Source organism: Candidatus Zixiibacteriota bacterium, assembly GCA_040753495.1.
In the GTDB taxonomy this organism is placed as follows: Bacteria; Zixibacteria; MSB-5A5; order GN15; family PGXB01; genus DYGG01.
The window spans coordinates 1-11047 of sequence record JBFMEF010000189.1; the positions used below are offsets into that span (position 1 = coordinate 1).

At 51.3% G+C, this 11047-nt stretch carries 18 protein-coding genes and 3 tRNA genes; all 21 read left to right on the forward strand.

The window, feature by feature from the left end; all coding sequences use genetic code 11:
* Positions 1 to 598: type I methionyl aminopeptidase (gene map / locus AB1690_12370; protein ID MEW6016101.1), on the forward strand; the 598-nt coding region annotated here is incomplete at its 5' end.
* Between the two features lie 10 nt (positions 599 to 608).
* Entirely contained in the window at positions 609 to 827 is a 219-nt protein-coding gene (gene infA / locus AB1690_12375; GenBank protein MEW6016102.1) for a translation initiation factor IF-1, read from the forward strand.
* 25 nt (positions 828 to 852) lie between these two features.
* A complete protein-coding gene (gene rpmJ, locus AB1690_12380; GenBank protein ID MEW6016103.1) occupies positions 853 to 969 on the forward strand; it encodes a 50S ribosomal protein L36 in 117 nt (38 codons plus the stop codon).
* Positions 970 to 998: 29 nt separating this feature from the next.
* The gene (gene rpsM / locus AB1690_12385) at positions 999 to 1382 is read left to right on the forward strand and encodes a 30S ribosomal protein S13 (protein ID MEW6016104.1); all 384 of its coding nucleotides are present in this window, start codon (positions 999 to 1001) and stop codon (positions 1380 to 1382) included.
* 19 nt (positions 1383 to 1401) lie between these two features.
* Positions 1402 to 1797, forward strand: a complete 396-nt coding sequence (gene rpsK, locus AB1690_12390) for a 30S ribosomal protein S11 (GenBank protein MEW6016105.1) — start codon at positions 1402 to 1404, stop codon at positions 1795 to 1797.
* 36 nt (positions 1798 to 1833) lie between these two features.
* Positions 1834 to 2463 (forward strand): 30S ribosomal protein S4, encoded by a 630-nt coding sequence (gene rpsD, locus AB1690_12395; GenBank protein MEW6016106.1) that lies wholly within the window; start codon positions 1834 to 1836, stop codon positions 2461 to 2463.
* A gap of 33 nt (positions 2464 to 2496) precedes the next feature.
* A complete protein-coding gene (locus AB1690_12400) occupies positions 2497 to 3477 on the forward strand; it encodes a DNA-directed RNA polymerase subunit alpha (protein ID MEW6016107.1) in 981 nt (326 codons plus the stop codon).
* A gap of 6 nt (positions 3478 to 3483) precedes the next feature.
* On the forward strand, positions 3484 to 3954 hold the full coding sequence (gene rplQ / locus AB1690_12405) for a 50S ribosomal protein L17 (GenBank protein ID MEW6016108.1): 471 nt from the start codon (positions 3484 to 3486) through the stop codon (positions 3952 to 3954).
* Between the two features lie 202 nt (positions 3955 to 4156).
* Positions 4157 to 4585 (forward strand): hypothetical protein, encoded by a 429-nt coding sequence (locus AB1690_12410; protein ID MEW6016109.1) that lies wholly within the window; start codon positions 4157 to 4159, stop codon positions 4583 to 4585.
* Positions 4586 to 4637: 52 nt separating this feature from the next.
* Positions 4638 to 5285 carry a glycerol-3-phosphate 1-O-acyltransferase PlsY gene (gene plsY, locus AB1690_12415; protein ID MEW6016110.1) on the forward strand — a complete coding sequence of 216 codons (648 nt, stop codon included), beginning with the start codon at positions 4638 to 4640 and terminating at the stop codon, positions 5283 to 5285.
* Complete coding sequence (locus AB1690_12420) at positions 5278 to 6288, forward strand: NAD(P)H-dependent glycerol-3-phosphate dehydrogenase (protein MEW6016111.1); 1011 nt, start codon at positions 5278 to 5280, stop codon at positions 6286 to 6288. Before plsY ends, AB1690_12420 begins: the two co-directional genes overlap by 8 nt.
* 17 nt (positions 6289 to 6305) lie before the next feature.
* On the forward strand, positions 6306 to 6683 hold the full coding sequence (locus tag AB1690_12425) for a MerR family transcriptional regulator (protein ID MEW6016112.1): 378 nt from the start codon (positions 6306 to 6308) through the stop codon (positions 6681 to 6683).
* A gap of 14 nt (positions 6684 to 6697) precedes the next feature.
* Positions 6698 to 6776 (forward strand) — tRNA-Pro (locus AB1690_12430).
* Between the two features lie 69 nt (positions 6777 to 6845).
* Entirely contained in the window at positions 6846 to 7505 is a 660-nt protein-coding gene (locus AB1690_12435) for a hypothetical protein (protein ID MEW6016113.1), read from the forward strand.
* A complete protein-coding gene (locus AB1690_12440) occupies positions 7471 to 8196 on the forward strand; it encodes a glycosyltransferase family 2 protein (GenBank protein ID MEW6016114.1) in 726 nt (241 codons plus the stop codon). Before AB1690_12435 ends, AB1690_12440 begins: the two co-directional genes overlap by 35 nt.
* 15 nt (positions 8197 to 8211) lie before the next feature.
* Complete coding sequence (gene surE, locus AB1690_12445) at positions 8212 to 8961, forward strand: 5'/3'-nucleotidase SurE (protein ID MEW6016115.1); 750 nt, start codon at positions 8212 to 8214, stop codon at positions 8959 to 8961.
* Positions 8962 to 9039: 78 nt separating this feature from the next.
* A tRNA-Pro gene (locus tag AB1690_12450) sits at positions 9040 to 9113 on the forward strand.
* Between the two features lie 78 nt (positions 9114 to 9191).
* Entirely contained in the window at positions 9192 to 9659 is a 468-nt protein-coding gene (locus tag AB1690_12455) for a TIGR00725 family protein (protein ID MEW6016116.1), read from the forward strand.
* 3 nt (positions 9660 to 9662) lie between these two features.
* Entirely contained in the window at positions 9663 to 9947 is a 285-nt protein-coding gene (locus AB1690_12460) for an acylphosphatase (GenBank protein ID MEW6016117.1), read from the forward strand.
* 10 nt (positions 9948 to 9957) lie between these two features.
* Complete coding sequence (locus AB1690_12465) at positions 9958 to 10479, forward strand: adenine phosphoribosyltransferase (protein MEW6016118.1); 522 nt, start codon at positions 9958 to 9960, stop codon at positions 10477 to 10479.
* A 6-nt stretch (positions 10480 to 10485) separates the two neighbouring features.
* Positions 10486 to 10558: transfer RNA gene (locus tag AB1690_12470), tRNA-Arg, on the forward strand.
* Positions 10559 to 11047: the final 489 nt, after the last annotated feature.

Below are 11047 nucleotides of genomic sequence, written 5' to 3' on the forward strand. Positions count from 1 at the left end.
GTCCCACGGCGCTCGACCGGCTTTTAAAGGGTATCGCGGTTTTCCCGCGACCGCCTGCATCTCCATAGATGAGGAGGTCGTACATGGCATCCCCGGCAGGCGAATCCTCACCGAGGGCCAAATTGTCTCGGTTGACCTCGGAGCGATAGTTGACGGTTACTATGGCGACGCCGCCAGGACTTTTCCGGTAGGAGAGATTTCCGCGGAAAAGAGGAAACTTCTGGAGGTCACCCGGCGTTCATTAGAAGCCGGAATTGAGCAGGTGCAACCCGGCAATCGGCTCGGAATCGTTTCGTCGGCTATACAGAAGGTCGCTGAAGCCGCCGGATATTCCGTTGTCAGGGAGTTGACCGGTCATGGTATCGGGAAAACTATGCACGAGGACCCGTTGGTGCCTAATTACGGGTCTCCCGACGAAGGACCGACTCTGGAAAAAGGATTTGTTATTGCTATTGAGCCGATGATAAATATGGGGACCTTTCAGGTGGTTACCAAACCTGACGGCTGGACGATTGTTACCGCCGATGGTCAACCCTCGGCGCATTTTGAGCACACTGTGGCGGTGACCGATAAGGGTCACGACATCTTGACCTTATAGTTAGGGAGTAATGGCAAAAGAAGATACAATACAGGTGGAAGGAAAAGTCCTGGAGCCGCTTCCCAATGCCATGTTCAAGGTAGAACTGGATAACGGTCATGTGGTCCTGGCGCACATTTCGGGAAAAATGAGAATGCACTTTATTAAGATTCTGCCGGGCGATCGGGTTACATTGGAGCTATCTCCGTACGACCTGAACCGCGGCCGAATCATTTATAGATATAAGTAAGAGCGAAAAAGCAAGGTGGTTGACAATGAAAGTCCGTTCATCGGTTAAGAAAAGATGTGAGCACTGCAAGATTATCAAGCGGCACGGTGTTATCCGCGTAATCTGCAGCAAAAACCCCAACCACAAACAGCGTCAGGGATAATTATTATTTTCAGATAGCAGGAGGATAACTTGGCACGCATTGCAGGTGTCGATTTACCGAGAGATAAGCGCATCGAAGTAGGCCTGACTTACATTTATGGAATCGGGAATCCGTCGGCGCGGGAAATTCTGGCGAAGACGGGCATCAATCCCAATACCCGTGTGAATAAACTGACCGAAGAAGAAGTTGCGAAACTTCGCAGTGTTATAGAAAATGACTTTAAAGTAGAAGGCGCTCTGCGTAGCGAGGTATCGATGAATATTAAGCGGCTGATCGATATCGGATGCTATCGCGGGTTGCGTCATCGTCGCGGATTGCCGGTCCGTGGACAGAGAACTAAAACCAATGCGCGCACGCGCAAAGGTCCCCGGAAAACTGTGGCCGGCAAGAAAAAAGCCATAGCTAAGAAGTAACTTTTGATGGAGTCTCAAAGTGGCTGAACAGAAGAAAAAACCGAAAGGCAAAAAGAAACTCGGAAGAATCGATTCTAACGGTATCGCCCACGTCAAGGCGACCTTCAATAATACGCAGGTAGTCATCACCGACCTTCAGGGACACACCGTTTCCTGGGCTTCGGCCGGCAAAGTCGGCTTTAAAGGCTCCAAGAAATCGACTCCCTTTGCGGCGCAGATGGCGGCCAGTTCCAGCGCCAAAGAAGCGATGGATTTAGGCGTGCGGAAGGTCGAAGTCTGGGTCAAAGGACCCGGCGCCGGTAGAGAAGCCGCTATCCGTTCCCTTTCCGCGGCTGGACTCGAAATCACCGCCATCAAGGATGTTACTCCCATACCGCATAATGGCTGTCGTCCTCCCAAAAGGCGGCGCGTTTAACCGCCCGGGAATAAGTAGGAGATTATAGGAGAATACATGGCTCGATATCGTGATGCCAACTGCAAGCTGTGCCGCCGTGAGGGAGAAAAACTCTTCCTCAAAGGGCATCGCTGCCTGACCGACAAATGCGCCATTGAGCGCCGTGCTTACGCCCCCGGTCAACACGGACAGTCGATGCGCTACAAAACTTCCAACTACGGCAAGCAGTTGCGTGAAAAACAGAAAGTCCGCCGCATTTACGGCGTCCTTGAAAATCAGTTCCGTAATTACTTCGCCGGCGCCGAAAGAAAAGTCGGCGTCACCGGAGAAAAACTGCTGCAACTTCTGGAATGTCGTTTCGACAACATCGTCTATCGACTCGGCTTCGCGCCGTCGCGAAAGGCCGCCCGCCAGCTGGTGCGCCATCGCCATTTTGTCGTCAACGGCAAAATCGTCGATATCCCTTCATTCCAGATCAAGCCGCATGACATAATTAAAGTTCGCGACAAATCCAAGCATCTTGATATAATTCATGCCTCGCTGAAAGAATTCGGCCAGACCGACCAGCTATCCTGGTTGCGCCTAAACAAGGCCGCTCTGGAAGGGGAACTTTTGGAAGTGCCCAAACGTCAGGATATACCCCTGACGGCCAACGAGCAGCTGATCGTCGAGCTGTACTCTAAATAGTGAAATATTCGCCTTATCGGGAGGCTTTTAAGTATGAAATGGAAAAGTTTACAGATGCCCAAGGAAATTATCTCCGACCAGTCGTCCGCCGGTGAAAACTATTCCCGTTTTCTCATCGAGCCGCTGGAAAGAGGATTTGGCATTACGCTTGGCAACGCCTTAAGGCGCGTCCTGCTCTCCTCCATTCAGGGAGCCGCGCCGGTCTCTATTCGTATCGATGGCGCCTTGCATGAGTTCACCACGATTCCGGGACTTTATGAAGACGTCACCGACCTCGCCCTCAATGTCAAAAAATTGAGAGTCAAGCTGCACGCCGATGAAATGAAAACCGTTTCTCTACGCGTCAATAAAAAGGGACCGATTACGGCCTCAATGTTGACTTCGGACCCGCAGGTGGAAATTCTCAATCCCAATCTCCATCTGGCGGAACTGGTCGAAGACAAAGAATTCAAAATGGATATCGACATCGATTCGGGCCGAAGCTACGTTGTCGCGGAGCAGAATAAACGCCCCGATGCCCCCGTCGGTTCCATTTTCCTGGATGCCCTGTTCTCGCCGGTCATCAAGGTCAATTTCGAAGTCGAAAACACCCGTGTCGGGCAGAGAACCGACTACGATAAACTGATTCTGGAAATTACTACCGACGGTTCCATTACCCCGGAAGACGCTCTCTCCTATGCCGCCAAAATCCTCAAAGACCATCTGCAGCTCTTTATCCATATAGATGAAGAAATTCCGATGGCTGAGGAAAAAGTGGAAGATGAAGAAACCGTGCGGATTCGCCAGCTTCTCAAAACCCGCGTCGATGAACTCGAGCTCTCCGTCCGCTCCTCCAATTGTCTGCGCGCCGCCAATATTCAGACGCTGTCGGAGCTGGTTTCCAAATCGGAATCGGATATGCTTAAATACCGAAACTTCGGGCGAAAATCGCTCAACGAACTGAATGCCATTCTGGAAGAACTCGGCCTTTCCTTTGGTATGGATATTTCCAAGTACCTGGAGCCGACTACATAGAGGTAAATGATGCGACACCAGAGAAAAGTTAAAAAATTAAGCCGAACCAGTTCGCATCGCCAGGCGATGATGAATAATATGGTTACGTCTTTATTCGCGTCGCGGATGATTAAAACCACCGAATCCAAGGCAAAAGAGCTGAGACGAATCGCCGACCGGCTCGTCAGCACCGCCAAGGAAGATACCCTGGCGGCGCGCCGCCTGGTGGCTCGCTCTGTCAAAGATAGAGCGGTCCTGAAAAAACTCTTCACCGAAATTGCCCCGCAATTCAAGAGCAAGCCCTCCGGCTTTACTCGGGTCGTCAAGATGGGGTACCGCCGCGGCGACAGCGCCATGGTGGCGGTTGTCGAGCTTCTTACCGAAAAACCGAAAATCGAAAAAGATGCCGGTAAGAAAAAAGGAAGCAAGAAAAAAGAGAAAGAAGCCGCCGCCACCGAAGGAAAATCCAAGAAAGAGAAATCGGCTTCGGCTGAGTAAACGGCTCTCCTTGCAATAAAGTAAAAGACCGCCTTCCGGCGGTCTTTTTTTTATTTTGCTGTTGCCTGCTGCGAGGCTATTTGCTATCTTTTATCAACCTAAACCAATAAATCATATTTGCACAGTAATATTCTGTATTGTAATACTTTATAATCAGTAAACGGAACCAGTACGACCTTAACCTCTTGGAAAGGGAGAAACTATGTCCGAACCGAAGAAAGGGATGTCGCGCGGCTGTCTAATCGCCCTGGTTGTTTTCGCTGTCATCCTGGTCATTGTCATTGCAATGAGCATTGTCTGTTATGTCAAAAGAGACAGCATCATGGAATGGGGCGTACTGCAAATCAGCGGTCAAATGCAGCGGGAAATCACCGCCGACCCGCCCGAAGGAATAACGAAGGAAGAAGTTGATTCCGTCTTTAATCAATTCAATCAGGCCGTGAAAGAAAAGAAAGTTGACCCGGCTGATATGCAGAGTTTGACCGTCATGATTCAGGAAATAATGAAGGATAAAAAAGTTGACCACGAGGAGGCTCTGCGTTTCATGAATGCCATGAAAGAGGCAAGCGGACAGGCAATACCCGCTGAAACACCGGCCGAACCTGAACCGCAACCAGTCGATTCGGTCTGACAACTTATTGATATTATATGCCTTAAACCGTTATTCTGGAGTAATGCATTAATTGGATTTCATCCTCGTCATATTGACCGCCTATTTGCTCGGCTCGATACCTTTCGGATTTCTGGTATCACGGCTTTTTGGGGTTAGGGATATCCGGTTGGTCGGTTCCGGCAATATCGGCATGACCAATGTCTGGAGAACCATCGGACCCTTTGCCGCCCTGCTGGTCTTCATCGGCGATGTCGGCAAGGGGATGCTGGCAGTGTTACTGGCACCTGTTATTAGTGACGGTTCTCTGAACCTGGAATACTTAAAAATCATTGCCGGATTGACCGCTGTTCTCGGGCATATCTTCTCCGTTTTCCTGAAATTCCGCGGTGGCAAAGGTGTTAATACCGCCCTTGGCGTGATGACAATGCTCCTTCCCTCAGAAGTCCTGATTTCTGCGGCAATCTTCATTATTACGGTTGCCGCCAGCCGCTTCATTTCGCTTGGCTCGATAATCTCTTCGCTGGCGCTCTTTCTTATCGTTCTTTTGGAATACCTCTTTTGGCCCGGGAAGGTCGATTCTATTTACCTTCTGCTCACCTTCATCCTCTGGATTGTGATTCTGCTGACGCACCGCGCCAATATCATGCGCCTCTTCCACGGTGACGAAAATCGCTTTTCCTTCCGCCGCAAACTTCCGGGAGGTCAATTGAATGGCTGAGAAAATCGCGGTACTGGGGGCAGGAAGCTGGGGCATTGCCATCAGCAATCTCTTGGAGTCAAACGGCCATCAGGTCGTTCTCTGGGAATTCAATCCGGCTGATTACAAGACTCTTCTGGCGCACCGGATGCATGATAAAAAACTTCCCGGCATCCGAATTGCCGATAATATCAGAATCAGCAATCATCTGCCGGAGGTGGTCGAAGAATCTCACTATCTGGTGTTGGCGGTGCCGGTGCAGACGATGCGCCAGGTCTGTGTCGCTTTGAATGATATTATCACCGGCGATAAGGTCTTTGTCAATCTCGCCAAAGGGATTGAAATCGGCTCCCTCCTGCGGGTCTCGCAGATCATCCGCTCTGTCATTGAGGCCGCCGAGGAGACCGATATTGCTGTTCTCTCCGGACCCAGCCACGCCGAAGAGGTGGCGCGTCAACTCCCCACATCGGTCGTGGCGGCATCTGTTAATCAGCGATTGGCGTCAGAGATTCAGAATATCTTCAGCAATAAATATTTTCGGGTATATCGCTCGGCTGATATGGTCGGCGTCGAAATCGGCGGCGCCCTCAAAAACGTCATCGCGATAGCCTCCGGAATCACCCAGGGTCTGGGCTTCGGCGACAACACCACCGGCGCCTTGATTACCCGGGGACTGGCGGAAATTACCCGCATGGGTGTCCGTCTGGGCGCCGACCCGCTGACCTTCTCCGGCCTCTCCGGAATCGGCGATTTGGTTACTACCTGTATCTCGCGACACTCCCGGAACCGCTATGTCGGCGACCGTATCGGGAAAGGGGAGAAGCTCCGCGAGATTTTGAGCGGAATGGCAATGGTTGCCGAAGGGGTCGATACCTGCCGCTCGGCAAAAGCGCTGGCGGAGAAACACGACGTCGAGATGCCTATTACTGGTGAAGTATATAAAGTCCTGTTTGAAGATAAACCTCCGATAAAAGCGTTAGGCGACCTGATGACGCGCACGCTAAAAGAAGAAGTCTGGAACTAAGATACAGAAAGGTTATTATGCCCCGCCGCAAAAGTAAAATGGAGGAAAAACTGTACTACTCCATAAGTGAAGTGGCGCATATGACGCATCTGGAACCGTATGTGCTCCGCTTCTGGGAAAAAGAATTCCCCATGCTGAAACCCAAAAAAAACCGCGGGGGGAATCGGGTCTACCAGAAACATGATATCGAACTGATTAACCAGATTAAACAGCTGCTTTACAAGGAAAACTACACCATCGAGGGAGCCCGCAATCGCCTTAAAGGGATTAAGCCGACCGATGAGCGCAAAGAACTTCTGGCTTCGGCGAAATTCCGCACCCTCATCGCCGATATTCGCAGGGAGATTGAGAGTCTTCTTAAACTTTTCCCTTGCCTTTTCGGCTCACCCCGTTAGATTAGGTCAGTTGTCGGGGAGTAGCGCAGTTTGGTTTAGCGCACTCGCTTGGGGTGCGAGAGGTCGGCAGTTCAAATCTGCTCTCCCCGACCATTATTTTAATGCCTCCAGCCGGGCGTTTGCGGGCGCTTCGGCATTAAGCGGCGCAGCGAGAATCACAAAATGTTCATAGGTCATATCGCGGTCGGACTTGCCTCCAAAAAGATCTCGCCGCGCCTGTCACTCGGAACTCTCTTACTTTCTGTCCAATTCATCGACCTCCTCTGGCCTGTAATGCTGATACTGGGACTGGAAAAAGTCGAAATCGTTCCCGGTATCACCGCCTTTACGCCGCTGGATTTCAAATCGTACCCCATTACCCACAGTCTCCTTATGGTTGTCATCTGGGGACTCGCTTTTGGCTTTGTTTATTTCCTGTTTCGACGTCATCTCCTCAATGCTCTGCTCCTCGGCTTCGGCGTCGTCAGTCACTGGCTTCTCGACCTTCTTACACACCGTCCCGACCTCCCTCTGGCGCCGGGAGTTCCGACTGTAGTCGGACTGGGAGTCTGGAATTTCTTCTGGCTCAGTTTTGTCCTGGAATCCCTGCTTTATGTCATCGGAATATCCCTTTATCTGACCGTTTCCCGCCCCAAAGACCGAACGGGGACATACTCCTTCTGGTCGCTCATTCTCTTTCTCGGGGCTATTTTCATCGCCAATGCCTTCGGTCCTCCTCCGCCCAATGTGAATGCCATCGCCTACGCCGGCCTGGCGCTCTGGCTTCTTCCTCTTTGGGGATACTGGATTGAAAGACATCGGGAACCGCGCCGAAACTGGTGATGTTTCGAAGGCTATGGAGTTAACCCCGTCCAAGGTTCTCATTCTGATTCCAGCCTATAATGCCGCCAATTATCTTCCCCGGCTGGTTCCGCGCATCCGCCTTTCGGTCCCTGATTCCGACCTCTTGATTATAAATGATGGCTCCTCCGACAATACCGCCGAATTGCTTCCGACTTTGGGCATAACCTGTCTGGAAAATGTCCCCAATCAGGGAAAAGGTTTTACTCTGAAGCGGGGCGCCGATTATGCTCTGGAAAATGGGTATCGCCATATCGTCACTATTGATGCCGACCTCCAGCATCTTCCCGAAGAAATCCCTCGCCTGCTGGAAAAGACAGAGCGCTCTGATATTGTCATCGGTACCAGAAAAATTACCCTTCGCGTTATGCCCTTCGCCCGCTGGCTTACCAATAATCTTACTTCCATCATAATCTCAGTCTTCAGCGGGCAGAGGGTGCGCGACTCCCAGTCCGGTTTTCGCCTTATTGCCACTGAAATTCTGGCGCAGACTAAAGTCCAATCGGTAAAATATGATTATGAATCCGAACTCCTGTTTCAGGCCGGGGCGCTCGGCGCCCGTATCGGCGAGGCCGCCATTTCGACCGTCTATGAAGGCTCACACTCATATATAAATCCGCTCAAAGATACCGGGCGGTTCATACGACAGATTTGGAAACGAATTATTCTCTAATTGTGGAACGAGACGATGTTAATCCTGCTTACTAATGACGACGGCATTTACGCCGATGGACTGCTGTCCCTTGAAAAGGAACTCCGCCGGATCGCCGACGTAATTCTGGTTGCGCCGGACCGGGAGCAGTCAGCCTCCAGTCACTCTCTCACTCTCACACGCCCGCTGCGGCTTCACGCCCGCGGCGAGAAACGGTATATCTGTGATGGCACTCCTACCGACTGCGTTATGCTCGCCGTGCATGGGCTCCTCAAGCATAAACTTCCCGACCTCCTCATTTCCGGCATCAACCATGGCGGAAATATGGGGGAAGATGTTACCTATTCCGGCACCGTCGCCGCCGCCATAGAAGGCTCCATTCTGGGGATACCGTCCATTGCCGTATCCAACACCGACAGTGAAAATAATAAGTCATTTGTCGCCGCCGCCAGATTTATCGCCCGCTTTGTTCGTCAGGTCGACAAACTCGATCTGCCGGTCGAAACCTTCCTCAATATCAATTTACCCCGGCTGAAAAACCGGGGGTACGACAAATATCGCTTCACCCGACTGGGGAAGAGGGTCTATCAGGATATTATCATCGAAAAGACCGACCCGCGCGGCAAGAATTACTACTGGATTGCCGGCAAATCAACCTGGAGCCGGGTCGAGGGCTCCGATTTTGAGGCGGTTTCTTCTGGATATGTCTCCATATCCCCTTTGAGGCTTGATTTCACCGACTACGGTGCTATCGAACTGATGAACCGTCAAAAGTTCCGTATTTAGTCCTGCGGGATAAAGCATTTTCATAATCCCCTTGACTTGCCCGGACTAATATGTATTTTAAGTCGGTTTTTGGTGAATCGGGGCGTAGCGCAGCCTGGTAGCGCACTTGGTTCGGGACTAAGGAGTCGCTGGTTCAAATCCAGTCGCCCCGATTTTAAATAGTGAGAGAAGAAGTATCCGTTATCTGCCCGCAGGGATAACAATAATCCGGTAACAGAGAGGTTTAACTAATGGCAAAAAAAGAACCGGTCTTTATTGCTGTTATCGGGGCTGGGAAATGTTCAGGAAAACTGAAAGATTTGGCGGAGAAAGTCGGCAAGACGATTGCCGAGAAAGGTGCCATTCTGGTCTGCGGTGGTCTGGGGGGCGTGATGGAAGCGGCCGCCAAGGGTGCCAAATCGAAAAAAGGGGTCACTATTGGGATTCTTCCGGGCGATGACAAAAAGGAAGCAAATCCATTCATAGATTTTGCCATCCCGACCGGAATCGGCGAAGCGCGGAATCTGGTCGTCATTAAATCGGCCGATGCCGTCATTGCGCTGCCGGGGAAATTCGGCACGTTGTCGGAGATGGCATTCGCCCTCAAACTGGATAAACCGGTGATTTCAATTTCATCCTGGAATGTCGATGAAAAAATTGAGCGGATTGAAGACCCGGAGAAAGCGGTGACGAAGGCGATTGAACTGGCAGGGAAATGACGATTGAGTTTTATCGGCGCTACGATAAATGTCAGGGGCGTGGTGCAGGGGGTCGGTTTTCGTTATTGGTGCCATAATAAGGCGCAGCAGATTCCCCTTGTCGGGTATGTCGCAAATCTTCCCGATGGCTCGGTGGAAGTGGTTGCCGAAGGGGAGAGGGGCGTTGTGGAGGAATTCATCAAAATTCTTCGGGTTGGACCAACCTACGCCAATATCACCGATATCAAAATCAACTGGTACGATAAGCCCCGCGGGTACGATAAATTTTTCATAGCACATAAAGGTTAGGGGTCAAATTATGGATTTAAAGGCAGCCATACGCTCCATCCCCGACTTCCCCAGGAAGGGGATTGTCTTTCGCGATATCACCACCCTGATAATCGAGCCGAAAACTTTCAAATCGGCTCTCGACCTGATGGAGAAATTCTGTCGTGACAAAAAAGCCGACAAGATTGTCGCCATCGAGTCGCGCGGTTTCATCTTCGGCGGCGCCCTCTCCGACCGGCTGGGAGTCGGCTTTATTCCGGTGCGCAAGAAAGGGAAACTTCCCGCCAAAACGGTCACTCAGGAATATGAACTGGAATACGGCACCGATATAATTGAAATGCATGCTGATGCCGTCAAGTCGGGGGAGAAGGTGATAGTCATCGATGACCTGGTGGCGACCGGCGGGACGCTTGAAGCGGCTTGCAAGATGATAGAAAAGGTCGGCGGTGAAGTCGCCGGAATTGCCGTCCTTATCGATTTGGCTTTTATCCCCTGGCGGAAAAGGCTTGGCAAATACGATATTCTTACATTAATTCAGTACGATTCTGAGTGAGATTCTGCCCCCGTAGCTCAGAGGATAGAGCAGAGGTTTCCTAAACCTTTGGCCGCAGGTTCAACTCCTGCCGGGGGTATGATATCGCCCCGCATTATCGTCCCGCATCCGAGTCCTGAATTTTCCTGTCTTATTCGACTGATTTATACTCAGCATCTCCTTCTTACACTCCCCATAGGCAGAATAACGGTGATACTACTCGTTGCGGCAGGTCTTAGGTCCGACGATAGTCGGAGCGTGACCTGCCGCTCTTCGGCAACTGCGCTTTCCCTTTTATTGCGCCGTCAGGAGTCTCTCCTGACGGACTTCATGCCCGACTTCGCCTCGCGCGGAGTCCACTACCGCCCGTTCTTCCGCGTGCGCATTACTCGTTGCGGCAGGTCTTAGGTCCGACGACAGTCGGAGCGTGACCTGCCGCTCTTCCACACCTGCGCTATCCCCTGTAGGTCAAGACTGAGCTTCCCCCGAAAGAGTGGACACTGAAATAAGGTCTGATGTATATTTGATTTTAAGGAGGTGTTCACGATGTTGGAGAAGCGTCGTCAGTATGACGGGGATTTTAAGGTTT